15 protein-coding genes and 2 pseudogenes are annotated in these 16,781 nt (G+C 63.4%); 12 read left to right on the top strand and 5 right to left on the bottom strand.

What is annotated here, in order from left to right:
• Nucleotides 1–18 precede the first annotated feature (18 nt).
• A complete protein-coding gene (locus tag Thiosp_RS15650; protein ID WP_201066809.1) occupies nt 19–933 on the bottom strand; it encodes a response regulator in 915 nt (304 codons plus the stop codon).
• The gene (locus Thiosp_RS15645) at nt 897–3,065 is read right to left on the bottom strand and encodes a putative bifunctional diguanylate cyclase/phosphodiesterase (protein WP_201066811.1); all 2,169 of its coding nucleotides are present in this window, start codon (nt 3,063–3,065) and stop codon (nt 897–899) included. The genes Thiosp_RS15650 and Thiosp_RS15645 overlap by 37 nt, the downstream gene beginning before the upstream one ends.
• 642 nt (nt 3,066–3,707) lie before the next feature.
• Between Thiosp_RS15645 and Thiosp_RS15640 the strand changes: the two genes are divergently transcribed.
• The 12 genes and pseudogenes from Thiosp_RS15640 to Thiosp_RS15585 form a co-directional block, all read left to right on the top strand.
• The gene (locus Thiosp_RS15640) at nt 3,708–3,845 is read left to right on the top strand and encodes a hypothetical protein (RefSeq protein WP_201066813.1); all 138 of its coding nucleotides are present in this window, start codon (nt 3,708–3,710) and stop codon (nt 3,843–3,845) included.
• Between the two features lie 30 nt (nt 3,846–3,875).
• Nucleotides 3,876–4,439 (top strand): Uma2 family endonuclease, encoded by a 564-nt coding sequence (locus Thiosp_RS15635; protein ID WP_201066815.1) that lies wholly within the window; start codon nt 3,876–3,878, stop codon nt 4,437–4,439.
• 241 nt (nt 4,440–4,680) lie between these two features.
• Nucleotides 4,681–5,292, top strand: a complete 612-nt coding sequence (locus Thiosp_RS15630) for a DUF3782 domain-containing protein (RefSeq protein WP_201066817.1) — start codon at nt 4,681–4,683, stop codon at nt 5,290–5,292.
• A 491-nt stretch (nt 5,293–5,783) separates the two neighbouring features.
• Complete coding sequence (locus tag Thiosp_RS15625) at nt 5,784–6,581, top strand: histidine kinase dimerization/phospho-acceptor domain-containing protein (RefSeq protein WP_201066819.1); 798 nt, start codon at nt 5,784–5,786, stop codon at nt 6,579–6,581.
• Between the two features lie 83 nt (nt 6,582–6,664).
• Entirely contained in the window at nt 6,665–7,099 is a 435-nt protein-coding gene (locus tag Thiosp_RS15620; RefSeq protein ID WP_242518567.1) for a DUF1523 family protein, read from the top strand.
• 61 nt (nt 7,100–7,160) lie between these two features.
• Nucleotides 7,161–8,564 carry a sigma-54-dependent transcriptional regulator gene (locus tag Thiosp_RS15615; RefSeq protein WP_201066821.1) on the top strand — a complete coding sequence of 468 codons (1,404 nt, stop codon included), beginning with the start codon at nt 7,161–7,163 and terminating at the stop codon, nt 8,562–8,564.
• 135 nt (nt 8,565–8,699) lie between these two features.
• Nucleotides 8,700–9,815, top strand: a pseudogene (locus Thiosp_RS15610) (peroxidase family protein); the annotation flags it as partial.
• Nucleotides 9,816–9,961: 146 nt separating this feature from the next.
• Nucleotides 9,962–10,528 carry a hypothetical protein gene (locus tag Thiosp_RS15605; RefSeq protein WP_323696530.1) on the top strand — a complete coding sequence of 189 codons (567 nt, stop codon included), beginning with the start codon at nt 9,962–9,964 and terminating at the stop codon, nt 10,526–10,528.
• 93 nt (nt 10,529–10,621) lie between these two features.
• Nucleotides 10,622–12,079 carry a DDE-type integrase/transposase/recombinase gene (locus Thiosp_RS15600; protein WP_323696457.1) on the top strand — a complete coding sequence of 486 codons (1,458 nt, stop codon included), beginning with the start codon at nt 10,622–10,624 and terminating at the stop codon, nt 12,077–12,079.
• The gene (locus Thiosp_RS15595) at nt 12,076–12,927 is read left to right on the top strand and encodes an ExeA family protein (RefSeq protein WP_323696456.1); all 852 of its coding nucleotides are present in this window, start codon (nt 12,076–12,078) and stop codon (nt 12,925–12,927) included. Before Thiosp_RS15600 ends, Thiosp_RS15595 begins: the two co-directional genes overlap by 4 nt.
• A complete protein-coding gene (locus tag Thiosp_RS15590) occupies nt 12,927–13,736 on the top strand; it encodes a DNA-primase RepB domain-containing protein (RefSeq protein ID WP_323696455.1) in 810 nt (269 codons plus the stop codon). Before Thiosp_RS15595 ends, Thiosp_RS15590 begins: the two co-directional genes overlap by 1 nt.
• A gap of 158 nt (nt 13,737–13,894) precedes the next feature.
• Nucleotides 13,895–14,953 (top strand): annotated as a pseudogene (locus Thiosp_RS15585) (peroxidase family protein); the annotation flags it as partial.
• 311 nt (nt 14,954–15,264) lie between these two features.
• Here Thiosp_RS15585 and Thiosp_RS15580 read toward each other — a convergent pair.
• The 3 genes from Thiosp_RS15580 to Thiosp_RS15570 all read right to left on the bottom strand — a co-directional run bounded on the left by Thiosp_RS15580 (nt 15,265) and on the right by Thiosp_RS15570 (nt 16,473).
• Nucleotides 15,265–15,501, bottom strand: coding sequence for a hypothetical protein (locus Thiosp_RS15580; protein WP_323696529.1), 237 nt, complete (start codon nt 15,499–15,501; stop codon nt 15,265–15,267).
• Nucleotides 15,413–15,649: a hypothetical protein gene (locus tag Thiosp_RS15575; RefSeq protein WP_201067131.1), complete on the bottom strand. Its 237-nt coding sequence runs from the start codon at nt 15,647–15,649 to the stop codon at nt 15,413–15,415. The genes Thiosp_RS15580 and Thiosp_RS15575 overlap by 89 nt, the downstream gene beginning before the upstream one ends.
• Before the next feature lie 110 nt (nt 15,650–15,759).
• Complete coding sequence (locus tag Thiosp_RS15570) at nt 15,760–16,473, bottom strand: DUF5666 domain-containing protein (protein ID WP_201067133.1); 714 nt, start codon at nt 16,471–16,473, stop codon at nt 15,760–15,762.
• Nucleotides 16,474–16,781: the final 308 nt, after the last annotated feature.

The raw sequence follows: 16,781 nt of genomic DNA, 5'->3' as shown, positions 1-16,781 counted from the left end.
CGTTACAAAGGGCGCGTCCTAACTGCGGACAATGGGCGCGCTGGCTTCAACACAGTTGCCCTTGCCTTGATACTCCAGGCGGCTGAAGGTCATCTGACGCGCCATGGCGATGCCGCGACCATGGGCGTCGAACATGCGCTCGGGCTCGAACTCCAGATAGCGCTGCCAGTCAAAGCCCGCGCCACAGTCCTGGATGCGCACATGGATGGCCTCGCGGTCGCGACGAAAATCCAAACGCGCCCAGCGCTCCTGTTGCTCCGCCGTGCCGAGTCGGCGGTCGATTTCCTCGCCGAGCCGGTCCTCGGCAATCAGCGCGCCCTTGGTGGCATAACCAATGCCGAGGTTGCCGTGTTCGACGGCGTTGAGCATCAGCTCCGACAGACCCATGGCCAATTGCGGGTTCTCGGGGCAAAAGGCGCCCAGACGGGCGGAGAGAACCCGCGCCTGTTGTGGGGTGCGAAACTCAAATTGGCCTTCGCGCAACAGCTGCCAGGTGTCGTCCAGCTCTTGTTCCAGTCGGTGCAATTCGAGCCGGTGCTGCCGATCATTCAATGCGCCATGAATGACTTGGCACAGGGCGTTGGCGCTGTAGGGCTTGGCCAGGTAATACCAGGCGCCCGCAGCCAGTCCTTCGGCGACCTGTTCCGGGGTGGTGGCGGCGGTTTGCATGATCGCCGGCAGGGTAAAAAAGCGCCCATCCTTGACCAAGCGCGCCAGCAGATCGATGCCGCCGAGTCCAGGCATGACGCGATCAAGGATGATGGCGTCGAAGCGCTCGGGTTCAGCGTCGAGCAGCACCCAGGCGGCCTCGCCGTTGCCGGCAAATTCGAGTTGGTAGGGGGTGTCGTGGAGAAATTCGCGGATGATCGCGGTATCCACCGGGTCATCTTCAACAATCAGCAAGCGGTAGGCGATGGGGATTTCGGGGGACATGGCAGCGCGCTCCAATTTGGCGGTGAAGTGGTGTCGAGCAGACGCAAAAAGACCTCGCGTTCCAGCGGTCGCGCGTAGAAATAGCCCTGGTGCCAGTCGCAGCCGTTTCCGCACAGCCAAAGGGCCTGTTCCTGCGTTTCGATGCCCTCGGCGATGACCTTCAGCCCCAACCCCTCGGCCAGGGAGACAATGGCGCGCGCGACTGTCTCGCTCGCGCCACCGGTGCCAAGCTCCATCACAAAGGAGCGATCAATTTTCAGGATGTCGAGCGGAAAGCGCCCGAGGTAGCCCAGGGAGGAGTAGCCGGTACCGAAATCATCGAGCGACAAACCGATGCCCTGTTCATGCAATGCGGACAGGGTGCCGAGCACGCTGTCGACGCGAGACATCAGGGCGCGCTCGGTGATCTCGAGTTCCAGATCCCCAGGCGTCAAACCGGCGCGGGCCAGGCGCGCGGCGATTTCTTGCGGTAGGCGCACGTCATCGAGCTGGGCGGCGCTGATGTTGACGGAGATTGTGACCGGGTTCAGGCCCGGAGCGTGCATCAGCGCCAGGTCGGCGCAGGCAATGTCCAGCACCCGGTTGGTCAGAGGCACGATCAGGCCGCTGTCCTCGGCCAGCGGGATGAAGCGCCCTGGTTGAATCAGTCCCTCGCTGGGATCGCGCCAGCGCACCAGTGCCTCGGCGCCCACCAGAGCGCCGCTGCGACCATCGACTTTCGGCTGATACCAGAGTTCGAGTTCCTGGTGATCAATGCCACGGCGCAGGCGCGCCTCCAGGGTGAGCCGGCTGCGTTCATTGCTGCCGATGTCGGGCTGGTACAGCCGCGTGCCGGCGGATTCCTGGTAGGTGGCGGCTGCGGCCAGCGCATGGTTGAGCAGGGTGTCGGCATCCAGGTCCGATGTGCGCGCATCGGCCATCCCGGCTTTGGCCTTGATCGACAGGCCAATGCCGGCGACCTCCAGCGGTTGGCTTAGCTCATCGAGCAGCCGCCGTGCGAGCGCGGGGGTTTCCTCAGCGCTGCCGCCGACCAAAAGCCCGAAGGCCGAATCGCTGATGCGTGCCAGCATTAACGGTTGGTGATCGCTCTGGCCTCGGGGGGCTTTCAGCGGCGCCCGGGGTGGCTGCAGGTCGAGTTCGCCCAGCAGCCGCTGGGTGAGGTGGCGCACCAAGGGGGCCGTCACGGCCTGGCCCCAGCCCACGCCGACCCGTTTCATGGCATCCATCTCGATGACCAGGATATGCAGCCGGTCAAGGTCGCTGCTGTGGTCGAGCCGGTGTTGAAGACATTCGACAAAGAAGTCCCGGTTAGGCAGGCCGGTGGTGTCGTCGTAATAGGCTAGCTTGATGATGCGCTGCGCCGCGTGGTGCTCGGCGGTGACATCTTGCACAGTCCCCAGCCAGCCTTCGGCATCGCTGGAGTATTCAGCCGTTTGTCGCACCACCCGCGCGTCAGCGCTGAGGCGATGCTCGAACTGGATCGGCAGCCCGGCGGTGTTGCGCAGACTGGGCAGGCCAAGCAGGCATTGGGCCACCTGGCCGCGGTCCTCCGGATGCACCGCATCAAGCAAGCGCGGAAGACGATGACCTTGAGGCTGGGCGGGCAGCTTCAGTAACTCCCGCGCGGACTCGGAGAACAAGAAGCAGCCCTGCGTGCGACGGAACTCCCAGTGTCCGAGCTGGGCGATGCGTTGTGCCGCAGCCAGTTGGCGTTCGCGCAGGCCAAGCGCTTTCAGAGTGTCGTAAGCGCGCAGCAAATAGCTCACGCGATAGGCGATGAGCGCGGTGTTGATGGGCTTGGCGATGAAGTCAGTGGCGCCGACCTCATAGGCGCGGGCGATGGAGGCGAGATCGTCCTGGGAGGTAAGCATGACCACAGGCAGGCGTTGCCCCTTGGGGTGCGCACGCAATGCGGTGCAGACTGCGAAGCCGTCCATGCCCTCCATGATGACATCGAGCAGAACCATATCCGGAGTGGACTGCTCAAACAACGACAGGGCTTCCTTGCCGCTGCTGGCGGTGCTCACGTCAAAGTGTTTTTCGAGCACATTGCTGATGAGCAGCCTGGTGACGGGGTCATCATCAACCGCCAGGATGCGCGCTTTGGTCTGTTTTGGATTCTGGTTTGTCATGTGTACATCTCCATTGTACTACTCCATTTCAAAGCCCGAGGCATCGCGTTCAAAGCCCGAGGCATCGCGACAATAAAGCCACATGATCAACAGAGGTTATTTCCGGCAATTGACGTAGGTTATGGTGAAAAAACAGTGACCTGAAGGTTTCCCGTGATGCTGCGCCAGATTACGTGGCGTGACTTGTGGCTTGATCGTATAACACCTTTTGCGGAGTAGCAATGCGCGAGAGGCGCAGGTGGACATAACTCAATGTTGCCTGGAGCTTTGCGGTTTTGCGCTAAGGTCACGCAAAAGTCGCGCCAACAAGCACGCGATGGCGCAGCGTCGCCTGCGCGGCAGCACAGGCGCCCCGATCATGTCCATTGGCCTGGTGCAAAGGCCCCGTAGCCGGTGGAAAAGCACCACTTCTGGTTCGCGTTTTCACATGGGCTGCCAGCGGGCGCACCATGCGTGAGTGGACGCAAGAAGGAAAAAGCGCCATGACGAAGCAAGCGGATTGCGGGGAGGATTCTTTAGCCGCTGCCGCGCTCTTTGATCATCTGCTGCTAAAACCCGCCTCGCAGTGATTTGGCGCGGGGGTTTGGTTTATCATCAGGGCGTTCCAGGCGACGCGTTGGAAGCAAACAAGGAGCCAAGCCGATGACCCACGCTAATTCCACCCTTGATGATGGCGAGGAGAACGTCGGCGGTGGTTGTTGGAAGTCGGAGCCACTCCGTCTCGATCAGCTGTTTGAGCTGCACGAGGATGACATTGCCCGGCTGGAAGCGGCGATCTGATCCACCCGCTAACCTTGCGAGTAACAGCTGATGGAAGCACAACGCCTTCACACCATCGACGACCTCATGGCCTGGCCCAGCGACGCGCGCGTCGAGCTGATCGACGGCGAGATCGTCGAGCGCGCGATGAGTCGTTTCGAGCATGGGCTGGCGCAGTCGGGATTGGTGGAAGAGACAATCCCCTTGAAGCGGCTTGGTGGTCCGGGCGGCTGGTGGATCGTTCCCGAAATCAGCGTCCGTTACAGCGAGCACCATTGCCCCAGCCACGACCTGGCCGGGTGGCGCAAGGAACGGCTGCCGCAGCGCCCGTCCGGCGTCATGTCCCTGGCGCCGGATTGGGTGTGCGAAATTCTCTCGCCGGGCCATGAACGCAAGGACACCGTCATGCATTTCCTGCGCTTGCAGCGCGCCGGCGTGCCCTTCTATTGGATTGTGTCACCTGAGGATCGGGCGCTGATCGCCTATGCCCTGGACGCGGGATGCTACCGCGCCATCTTCACCGCCGAGGGCCTGGAAGAAACGGCGGCCAAGGTCCGCATCCCGCCGTTCGAGGCGCTTGAAATCGATCTGGGACTGCTGTTCGGCGGCCCATAATCACGCACCGGCGCTCAGCCTGCCTGCAAATCCCTGGGTGAACTCAGCAGGGGGAATTCCGTGACAGACCCTGAGTTATCCTGGTGCCGGTGCACAGCAACCTGGAGTGCTTGGCACACGAGACGCCCGACGCCGCCGCGCTCTTCGATCATCTGCTGCTCAAACCCGCAAAGCGCACGGATTTTGGATTATTATCAGCGCATTCCAGCCAGCCGCTGGAAGCAAACAAGGAGCCAAGCCGATGACCCACGCTAACCCCACCTTCGATGATGTCTGGCGGCTGTTTCAGGACACCGATCGCAAGTTTCAGGAGACCGACCGCAAGTTTCAGGACACCGATCGCAAGTTTCAGGAGACCGACCGTAAGTTTCAGGACACTGATCGCAAGTTTCAGGAGACCGACCGCCTGGTCAAACAACTCTCAAAGAATCTGGGCGACATTGGCAATCGCCTCGGCGAGTTTGTCGAACACCTGGTCACGCCTGCTGTGGTGCGCTTGCTTCGTGACCAAGGCATCGATGTCCATGCCGTCTATCCAAACATCAGCGCCAAACGCAACGGCGTGGCGCTGGAGATTGACCTGTTAGTCGTCAACGATGGAGCGCTCGTCGGCGTTGAATGCAAAAGCAAGCTGGTGGAAGCACACATTGATGCCCATCTGGAGCGCCTGGGTAAACTCAAGCGCGTCCTGCCCATTTACAAAGACCATCAGGTCATGGGCGCCGTGGCGGGGATGGTGGTGGAAGAAAAAGTCACCCAATACGCCGTCGCCTGCGGGTTGTATGTGCTCTGCCAGAATGGCGAACAGATGGACCTGCGCACCCCGCCTGGCTTTGAACCGGCGGTGTGGTAGAACGTAGCTGTACCGCAGCCACATGCATCTGGTTGTCCGGCGGGGACAACCCCCGGCGGCCAGATCGCAGGAACACGCCGATGAGGCTGGGTATTCAGGCCATCCAGCGGAGGAAGACCGATGGCGGATTGGCCTGGTTTAGAGCCCGGCCAGGCCAAGCAGTCCGAGTACGCCGCGCCACGGCAGTTTCATTGTTCTGAAATTCCTCGGTGCAGATTGAACCGAGCCGACTGGCGATTTCGCCGGCGCTGGTGCAATTGAACCGCATCTGGTTCATTTAAACCGATATGATGGGTTCATTGACCGTTTTCGCCTAGTCATTCGCGACAGGCGGCTGGCTGGAAGTCCTGACAATGCGGACTCTTTGCCACCAGGGATGCGCCGCTCTCAGTTCTGGCATCGGCTTTGCATAGATCCTTGCAACAAGCCACTTGCACCAGCAGGAAAGACCGGCAACGCCGCCGATGGCGTTTGAGCCAGAGTCAAAACCCATGAAGAACAGTCACAGCCACCACGGCCAAGAGGCCAAGTCAGCGCCAACGCATCAGGGCGCGGAAGCCACGCGGGGCGACGACCTCCGCCAGCCCGACGGCTGCCGGGTCGATCTCGAATGCCAGTTCCTGGTGGCCGAGCAGGCACGGGACTTAGCCCACCGCCTGCGCAGTCCGCTCGGCGCCATCGAGTTGGTATGCGAGAGCCTGGCGATGGAGCAGTCCGGCTCAGAGGTTGCCGAGCGCTTGCAGGTCGCCTTGCGCGCCAGTTCCAAGCTCAAACAGGCACTGGAGGAAACCCTCAACAATGTGGTGCCGCGCTGGCCGGGGTCGCGGGGGATGGATCTGAACGCCGCCTGTGCGCGCTTGGCGCAGACCGAGAGCCTGGTTTGCGACCCGTTCGACCCGGAGCCGATCTGGATCGCGGCCGCGCCCAACGACGGCGAATTGGCCTTGTGGCAGGGCCTGGCCTTGGCGCGCCTGTGCAGCCGCGATGGGCAGGTTGGTCTGACGCTGGCCCAGACCCCGACCCCGACCCCGGCCCCGACCCCGACTGGCAATGCGCCCATGGCAGACGTGTCCTTCACGCCCGTGGCCCCGCGCGAGCCGTTTGATCACTGTCTGGAGCGCAAAATCCTGGGCCAGGGACTCGCCCATCTGCGGCTGAAGCGGCTGCGACGCTTTGCCGCCGAACAGGGCGGGGTGGTGCAGATTGAACCAAGCCGCTTGTTGCTGCGCGTGAAAACCTTGGAGTCAGCCGTTGAACCGGCCGCAACACCCGCGCCAAGCTCAAGCTGAACTGAATCGGCGCGACCCCAGTCGGCGGGCGCCCGCCGTCCCCGGCCATTCAACCCCGCAATCACGCGATCAAGGAGAAAACCATGACTGAGACCAACACCATGACCATCAAACGCAAACTCACCATCACGGCGGTGATCATCGCGGTGCTGATCCTCGGCTTCCTGTGGCTGCGCTGGGGGCCGGATTCCTGGGAGGTGCAAATCACCGGCGTGACCGGCGACGGGCGCGACGTGCAGTATCGCATCGAGACGGTGCGCGCCGGCACTGCCAATACCCTGATCTTTAAGAACACCGACGCCGGCTTCACCCCGCCGTATTTCAAGTTCGATTCTGCCGATCTACAATCCGTTGCCAGTCGCGTCACCCGTGAATGCCCGCAGGAGAAAGTCAATATCAACGGCTATGGCTTCCGCCTGACCTGGCTCGACATGTTTCCCAATGCCGTCTCCATCGACGCACCCCAGCGCTGTCGCACAGCCCCCACGAAAGACGAGGGGCCGCGCATTACCAACTGATCGCTTCACAAAGGCGAACGCCTCACGCGAACCCCTCAAGCGCCATGATCTGGCCCTGTCTATGTCCAACCCACTGCTGATCCTCGAAGACGAGACCCTGCTGGCGAATGAACTGGCGCGCCATTTTGGCCGCCAGGACTGGGACACGCGCACCGCCGCGACCCTGGCCGAGGCGCGTGACATTCTGAGCGGTGAGACCTTCGAGCCGCTGGTCATCCTCGCTGACATGAACCTGCCCGACGGCAACGCGCTGGATCTGCTCGAAGCCGTTCGCGGGCAGGGCGTGCCGGGTGAGTGGATTTTTCTCACCGGCGATGGCGGGGTCACCGACTCGGTGCGCGCCCTGCGCCTTGGCGCCTACGATTTTCTGGAAAAACCCTGTCCGCTTGATCGCCTGGCGGTGGTGCTCGGCGGCGCCAAGCGCGCCGCCCTGGCCCAGCGGCGCTTGCACCAGGACGCGCGCAACCAGCGGCGCAAGTACAGTCCTGCCAGCTACCTGGGTTCCAGCACCGTCACCGCCCAGACCCGGGCGCTGATCGAACGCCTGGCCGAGGTGCCCTTCAGCGCCCTGATCCTGGGTGGGGAGACCGGCACCGGCAAGGGCCTGGTCGCGCGCATCCTGCATCACGGCGGCCCGCGCGCCGCCGGTCCCATGGTCGAAGTCAACTGCGCCGCGCTGCCGCGCGAGCTGCTCGAATCCGAACTCTTCGGCCACGAGGCCGGTGCCTTCACCGGCGCCAAAGGGCGCCATCGCGGCTATCTGGAACAAGCCCACGAAGGGACGCTGTTTCTCGATGAAATTGGCGAGATGGACCTCGACTTGCAAGCCAAATTACTCGCGGTACTCGAAGACCGCCAAGTGCGCCGTCTCGGCAGCGAGAAGAGTCTCCCGGTCGATCTGCAATTGATCGCTGCCAGCAATCGCGACTTGGCCCAGCAAGTCCAGGACGGGGCGTTCCGCAGCGACCTCTACCATCGCCTGAGCGTCTTTCGCCTCGACCTGCCACCACTGCGCGAGCGCCTTGATGACCTTCCTGATCTGGTTCCCGCCCTGGTGGCCGAGAACAACGCCCGCTCCGGGCGTCAGGTGCGCGAGATTCCCGAAGAAGTCTACGCCCGCATGCGCGCCTATTCATGGCCGGGCAATGTGCGCGAACTCGGCAATGTGGTCGAGCGCGCGGTGCTGCTCGCGACCGGCGAAGTCTTCCCGCTGGAATGGATGCAACTCGGCCAGGGCGTGGCGCAACCGAGCCCGCAGGACACCACCGGCCCCGGCGTCGAGGGCGACCGGCTGATCATCCCGCTCGACGGCTCCTTGGCGCTCGAGGACATGGACCGCACCATCATTCAAACCGCGCTGGAGCGCAGCAACCGCAATGTCACCGCCGCCGCGCGCATGCTCGGCACCACCCGCGAGACGCTGCGCTATCGGGTGCGCAAGTACGGGCTCATCACGTCCACCTGAGCGTTGTCGGTCATCATCGGCCCCGGCGATACGCGCGATTCGCCCAAACGATTGGCTGCTTGGTTCAGCGCCTCGTACCCTGCTCGTGCGCTTGATGATGATGTGAAACAACACCAACCACGCGAGGAGAAATCAATGGAGAACACCGCAAAGACCAGCGCAGGTCAGTGCCCGGTCATCCACGGGGCTCATACGTCCGTCGGTGACACCAACATGGCCTGGTGGCCTAAGGCGCTGAATCTCGATATTTTGCATCAGCATGATCGCAAAACCGACCCACTGGGCGAGGACTTCGACTATCGTGCCGCCGTCAAGCAGCTCGATGTCGAGGCACTCAAACAAGACCTGCACGCGTTCATGACCGCTAGTCAGAACTGGTGGCCGGCGGACTGGGGCCACTACGGCGGCCTGATGATCCGCATGGCCTGGCACGCCGCTGGCAGCTACCGGATCGCCGATGGGCGCGGTGGCGGTGGCACCGGCAATCAGCGCTTCGCGCCCATCAACAGCTGGCCGGATAACGTCAACCTAGACAAGGCGCGCCGGCTGCTGTGGCCGATCAAGAAGAAATACGGCAACAGGCTTAGCTGGGCCGACCTGATCATCCTTGCCGGCACTGTCGCCTATGAGTCCATGGGGCTGAAGACCTTCGGCTTCGGCTTTGGCCGCGAGGACATCTGGCATCCGGAGAAGGATACCTACTGGGGGGCGGAGAAGGAATGGCTGGCGACGAGCGATGATCCCAACAGCCGCTACTCCGGTGAGCGTGAGCTGGAGAATCCGCTGGCTGCGGTGATGATGGGCCTCATCTACGTCAACCCGGAGGGTGTCGACGGCCAGCCCGATCCGCTCAAGACCGCCATCGATGTGCGCGAGACCTTCGCGCGCATGGCGATGGATGACGAGGAGACCGTCGCCCTGACCGCCGGTGGCCATACCGTCGGCAAGTGCCATGGCAACGGCCAGGAGGCACTGCTCGGGCCGGACCCGGAGGCGGCGGATGTCGAGGATCAGGGCCTCGGCTGGCTCAACAAGACCCAGCGCGGCATCGGCCGCGATACCATGGGCAGCGGCATCGAAGGCGCCTGGACCACCCGGCCCACGCAGTGGGATAACGGCTACTTCGCCATGCTACTCAATCACGAGTGGGCGCTGAAAAAGAGTCCGGCCGGCGCCTGGCAGTGGGAGCCGGTCGACATCAAGGAAGAAGACAAGCCGGTGGATGTCGAGGACCCCTCAATCCGCTACAACTGAGCCTGAGCAGACTATTTGCGGGAATCGGCCGCGATTCTGAGCAAATTCAGTGAGGGAAAACAAAAAACCCCCTCAAACAACTTGACGCAAGTTGTCCGAGAGGGCTGTCTCCGAATTTCGCCAAAAACCAGGAGACAGTCCCAGTGTGTCACGCCTTTCTTGCCGACACGAACTTTTACCAACTGCTCACCCGGATCGACGAGTCGATTGCCGAGGAAGTCCGCGCGGGCGGCTGTGACTGCGGTGGTGCGTTGCACAGCGCCCGTTATCCGCGTAAGCCCCGAGGTGTGCGTGGCGTCTTGGATGAGAGCTACCAGAGCCGTCTGAGTTTCTGCTGTGCCGCGGACGGGTGCCGGCGGCGCAGCACCCCGCCTTCCGTTCGGTTTCTGGGCCGCAAGGTCTATCTCGGGGTCATCGTCGTGCTGATTTCCGCCCTGCATTGCGGGCTGAGCGCATCGCGTCGCCAGCGCTTGATCAAGACGCTCGGTGTCACCGTCCAAACCCTGCGGCGGTGGCAGCACTGGTGGCGTGAGCAGTTTGTGCAAACCCGCTGCTTTCGATCCTTGGCTGGTCTGTTGATGCCGCCGATCGCCACCGAGCACCTGCCAGGATCCCTGCTGGAAAAATTGAGCGCAAAAGCGTTGTCCGAGCGCGTCGTGCAACTGCTGATATTGATCGCCCCGAGCACGACAGCGACAGGCTCGCTGTAGGGCAACGCCAACCCGCAGAAGACCTCATCGCGCCGCTGGGCGGCGCCTTCTAGACTCCCGGTGATGTGTGAAACAACTGGGAGGTGAAGACGAATGTCCGATGACAACGGCCTCGGTGATCCCGATGGTTGGGCGCGGTTGCGCTTTGCCATTATTGGTCCTTTATTGGCTGATCCTGCGCCGGCGAACGCGCTGGGCGCGCGGCTGAAGGCGCTAGCGGCCAAGTCATGGCGCCATCCGGTGACTGGGCGGGCGGTCAGTTTTAGCTTTGGCACCTTGGAGCGTTGGTATTACCTCGCACGCGATGCCCAAGACCCGGTGACCGCACTGCGCCCGCGCCGGCGCAGCGATGCCGGGGAGCAGCGCGCGCTGAGCCCGCGCCTGATGGAGGCCGTACAGGCGCAATACCGCGACTACCCCGGTTGGACGGTGCAGCTGCATTACGACAACCTCGCCGCCTTGTGCGCGGGCGATGAAACCCTGGGGCCGCTGCCCTCCTATGCCACCGTGCGCCGCTTCATGAAGCGCGCGGGCCTGCACCGCCGGCGTGTCCCGGCGCGCAAGACACCCGGGGCCGAGCAGGCCGCGCGGCGCCTGGAGGCCTGCGAGGTGCGCAGCTATGAAGCCCAGTATGTCCATGCCTTGTGGCATCTGGACTTTCATCATGGCTCGCGCAACGTCCTCACCCGGGGTGGCGTCTGGGTCAAGCCCCTGCTGCTGGCGGTCATCGACGATCACTCGCGCCTGATCTGCCATCTGCAGTGGTACCTCGATGAGACCACCGAGACCTTGGTGCATGGTCTGGGACAGGCGTTGCACAAGCGCGGGCTGCCGCGCGCCCTGATGAGCGATAACGGCGCGGCAATGCAGGCCGAGGAATTCACCGCCGGATTGCATGCGCTGGGCATCCTCCACGAGCCGACCCTGCCGTACAGCCCGTATCAGAACGCCAAGCAGGAGCGCTTCTGGGCCACGCTGGAAGGCCGCCTGATGGCGATGCTTAAGGGGCTGGAGGAGCTGAGCCTGCAGCGGCTCAACACCCTCACTCAGGCGTGGGTGGAGCAGGAGTACCACCGCAAGGTCCACAGTGAGACCGCCGCCACGCCGCTTGCGCGTCTTCTCGATGCGCCCAACGTGGGGCGCCCCTGTCCGGACAGCGAGCAGGTCCGCGCCGCTTTTCGTTGTCGCGTCCAACGCCGTCAGCGCCGCAGCGATGGGACGCTCAGCCTGGCGGGCAAGCGCTTCGAGGTGCCGGCGCGCTTGCGTCACCTTGAGCAACTGCATATCGCTTATGCCCGCTGGGATCTGAGTGCTGTGGACGTGGTTGATCCCCACTCGGGCGCCATCCTCTGCCGCCTCTATCCCCTCGATAAAGCCGCCAATGCCTCCGGGCAGCGTCGGCGCCTTGAGCCCGCCGGCGCACCGCCACCGCCATCACAACGCGCCACGACGCTGCCACCGTTGCTGCGCGACTTGCTCGCCGAGTATGCCGCCACCGGTCTGCCGCCGGCCTATCTGCCAAAACACGATGACCTGGAATCCAGTCGATGAACAAGACCCTGCTGGCCCTCTATGGACTGAAGTTCAATCCGTTCTCCCCGGAGCTGCCGACGGCGGCACTGCATCGCAGCGCGCCGGTGGAGCAGTTTTGCTGGCGCATCGAGCAGAGCCTGATCCGCGAAGGCGGTTTTGCGCTCATTCAAGGTGATCCGGGTACCGGCAAGAGTGCGGTACTGCGCCTGCTCGATGAGCGTCTGCGCCAGCTGCCCGATATCAGCGTTGGGGCGCTCACGCATCCCAGCTCGAAGGTGGCGGACTTCTACCGCGAGATGGGCGATCTGTTCGCCGTTGACCTCAAGCCCCATAACCGCTGGGGTGGCTTCAAGATCCTGCGCGAGCGCTGGCTGGCGCATCTGGAGACGACGCTGTTGCGCCCGGTGTTGCTCATCGACGAGGCGCAGGAGATGCATCCGACGGTGCTCAATGAGCTGCGTCTGCTGACCTCCATGCAGTTCGATTCGCGCACGTTGTTGAGCGTGATCCTGGCCGGCGATGGCCGCCTGGCGACCAAGCTGCGCCGTGAGGAGTTGCTGCCGCTGGGCAGTCGTATCCGTACGCGCCTGAGTATGGAGTATGCCAGTCGCGAGGCGCTGGTCGCCTGCCTGGAGCATTTACAACACAGTGCCGGCAATGCGAGTCTGATGAGCGCAGGGCTGATGAAGACGCTCGCTGAGCATGCGTTGGGCAATTATCGCGTGCTCACGACCATGGCGGCAGAATTGCTGGCGCAGGCTGCTCGGCTCGAACGCGCGCAGCTCGATGAACAACTCTACCTTGAGGTGTTTGGTTCAGCGGCGGGCAACGCCCGCCAACGCCCGAGTGCCAGGGCGGGCGCCTGATGAGCCGCTTGAGCGCTGAGCGCCCGCACCAGGCCATGACAGCGGCAAGACACACCGCCGTGATGCTTGAGGCATGGCACGACGCTGGCATCGTGCGTGCCGATTTGGCGGTGCGCACCGCCAAGGCGACGATGCTGTGGTTCCATGATCGCTCTTTGGATCAGCTTCCGTTGGGGCTGGCCAGAGCGCGCAATGTCCAACAGGCCGATATTTATATCCGTCCAGCCCGCGGCTATCCCTGGCCAATGGTGTTTCTCGATGATGTCGCACGGCCGATGGCGCAGCGCATCGCTCGGCACTATGCGGCCCTGGTGGTGCAGACTTCGACGCTCGGGGGCTGCCACCTGTGGCTACGGCTGACCCGCGCGCTCGATGAGGCGCAGCGCTGTGATGTGCAGCGTTGGCTGATCCCGCGCGTTGGCGCCGATCCGGGCTCGGTCTCCGGTGAGCACCTCGGTCGGCTCGCCGGGATGAAGAATGCCAAGCGTGGCGGGGAGTGGGTCAATGTCCTTCGGCGACCAAGCCCGCAGGAGCGCGTCTGGGATCCAACTCCGGCCTTGCCAACGATGGCTCCGGCTCCGCCGCCAGTCGTCAACTGCGCTCCACGGGCGCGCTTATCCACCGGGGATCCGTCCGAATCCGCCCGCGAATGGGGCTGGGTCTGCGGCGCTCTTGAGGCGGGCCTTGCACCGACCACGGTCTACCAGCGCTTGCTCGAGCGCGCGTCCCCGCGTCGCGGAGCCGATGCCGAGCGCTATGCCCGCTACACCCTCGCTCGCGCCATTCGCCAGAGCGCTAGAGGCAACTGAACCCGCTGCGTCTCTCCCCCCTCAGGGGGGAAGCGTGGTTCACGATTCCGGCTTCCCGCTGTCGGCCAGTAACGGCCCCCGTGATCCCACACGCATTCCATGTCCTTCAAATGGCTTGGAAATGGGTCCCGCAATTATCGTGATTACGCTCATACAACCCGATCATGACCGATGCCGACATGGCCATGAAGATGGACCCGGTCTATCGGGAAATCGCCGAGCGCTTCCACCAAGACCCCGAGTACCTTTCGGAAGTTTTCGCACGCGCCTGGTTCAAGCTGACCCATCGCGACATGGGCCCCAAGACGCGCTATCTCGGCCCCTGGGTGCCCAAGGAAGACCTGATCTGGCAGGATCCCATCCCGGCGGGGCGCAGCGACTATGATGTCGAGGCCGTCAAGGCCCGAATTGCCGCCAGTGGACTGAGCATTGGCGAGCGGGTCGCCACCGCTTGGGATAGTGCCCGAACGTTCCGCGGCTCCGACATGCGCGGCGGAGCCAATGGCGCGCGCATTCGTCTGGCGCCGCAGAAGGACTGGGAAGGCAACGAACCCGCCCGTCTCGTCAAGGTGCTGGGCGTGCTGGAACCCATCGCCGCCGAGGCGGGCGCCAGCCTGGCCGATGTCATTGTGCTGGCCGGCAATCTTGGCATCGAGCAGGCCGCCCAAGCGGCGGGCTGCCCGATCAAGGTCCCCTTTGCACCCGGACGCGGCGATGCCACCGAGGAGATGACCGATGCCGAGTCCTTTGAGCCGCTCGAACCCATCCACGACGGCTATCGCAACTGGCTGAAACAGGACTATGCCGTCAGCGCCGAAGAACTCATGCTCGACCGCACCCAGTTGATGGGACTGACAGCCCCGGAGATGACCGTGCTGGTCGGCGGGCTGCGGGTGTTGGGGACCAATCATGGCGGTACCAAGGATGGCGTCTTCACCGAGCGGGAGGGCGCCTTAACCAACGACTTCTTCGTCAACCTGACCGACATGGCCTACCGCTGGGAACTTGCGGGCGATCACCGCTACGAGATCCGTGATCGCCAGACCGATGCGGTCCAATGGACGGCGACGCGGGTCGATCTGGTGTTTGGCTCCAATGCCATCCTGCGCGCCTATGCCGAGGTCTATGCCCAGGATGACAATCAGGAGAAGTTCGTGCGCGACTTCGTCGCCGCCTGGACGAAGGTAATGAACGCGGATCGGTTTGATCTTGCGTAAAGCACTCAGAAATCCTGCTGGCGCCAAACACGCGCTTATGTCCATGTAGGACAACGATGATGAGCCCGATGCCATTGCGCATCGGGGGGCTTGAGACCACGCACCTCCACACGAGAAGGACGACCGGAAAATCCACCCGATGTTCGCGCCCGCGACGTCGGGATCCGGCGCATCCTCGCGCGTGTCGCTGGTGCGCACCGGTTGCCAGGCCGGTGCGTCCCGGGCTTGGGTCGCCAGGCGCAGACCAACCAGGTACATGGCGAGCATCACACCCGAGGCCGGGTGCATGCCCCAAACCGCCATCTCCGGGGCTAGGGCGGCCAGCAGCGGCAAGGCAAGCAGAGCGCACCGTTGAACAGATTCGGCACCGAGGCAGCGGCCTGCTCGAGATTGGCCCGGCGGTAGACAGCATCCGCCACCACCAGAAAAGCGGTCTGGGCGGCAATGCCGCCGACGGCATTACTGACGGCCAGTTCCGGATGTCCGGCCAGGGCCGCCGTGAGCGAGGCGACACTGCCCGGCAGAGAGGTCGTCGCGCCCAGCAGCACCGCTGCCGAACACTGCCTCGCCGAGGCCGGTATGATCGGCCAGACGATCCGCTAGCCGGGTCAGCGTGGCCCCGAGCAGCGCGATGGTCAGGGTGCCGAGGCCAAACCACAGCAGGGCGGCGGTTAAGGAGAAGGTGGAGGGATTCATCGGTCAGCATCAGAGGGCGGCGCTCGTGGCTGGCGCCGCCCCCGTTTTCCATTGCTGCGGTGGTCGCGGCAGCAGCGTGCGAGCGCCGCCCCGACCCGAGCCGCAGCCGATCAGCTTTGGCCGCTGCCGGTGTCCGCAGTTTTGGCGTTCTGCTGGCCTTGGTCCTGACTGGAATCCTTGAGGACCACGATGCTCTCAGCCATCAGTTCCGGTGCGGTGAAGAAATCCTTATCGAGCTTGCCAGTGACATGCACGCGATCGCCGGTCTCGACCTTCTGATAGCCTTCATCATCAAGCGGGTCATAGCTCATGCCAGCGGTCATCACATTGACATCCTGCTGGCCGGTATTGACGCGGAACATGTTGTCCCCGACGTTCTCGACGGTGCCGACCACCGTCGTTCGGGCAATCACGATGGGTGTGATGACCGTGATGTACGGGTCTTCCTCATCCGCCGCACTGGAATAAAAGGTCGTGCCGAGCTTTTCGAGATAGACACTGCTCGCCTCAATGGAGGTGGACTCGAACAGGTCATCGTCGATGCGCCCGGTGACTGTGACCTTATCGCCCGGGATCAGCTTGTAGGCGTCGCCATCGCGGTCGCCATCGTCCATTTCGACGAAAATACTGCCGTCACCGTAATCCAGCTTGAAGGTGTCGGGCGAGACCGAATCTACCGTGCCGCTTAGGCTGATCCAGGCCTCATCCGGTTGGGCGTAGGGATTCATCGCTTGGGCTGTCCCTGCGGCGCCGAGCAGGCCAAAGGTCAGTGTGCCAGTGGTCAATGTGGCGGCGATGAGTGATTTCAGGGTTGTCTTGGGCATCAGGCATCTCCTGTGTTGGTTTCGCGGTTCTCCCCGGCTTTGGGTTCAGCTGAACAATCTGCCGGGGCACTCGCCCTCAGGGGTTGCAGACCACGTGCCAAGTTGATGGCCAAAGGAATGAAAAACCGTCGCGCGGCTCTGCGTGGCGGGATTTATCCTTGGCGGCTTGGTGAATGTGGCAGGGAGCCGGCCCAGATGTTGGTGCTGGTGGCGGGGCAAATGCACCGCGGCGCGGGGGATTTGCCCAAAGGCCGCGCGCACCCTGGCCGGTTTGCTTTGTATTCATGCCGTTAAAATACAAGGGCCTG

This window comes from Thiorhodovibrio litoralis (assembly GCF_033954455.1).
Lineage (GTDB): Bacteria > Pseudomonadota > Gammaproteobacteria > Chromatiales > Chromatiaceae > Thiorhodovibrio > Thiorhodovibrio litoralis.
This window is presented reverse-complemented; position numbering and strand designations above follow the sequence as displayed.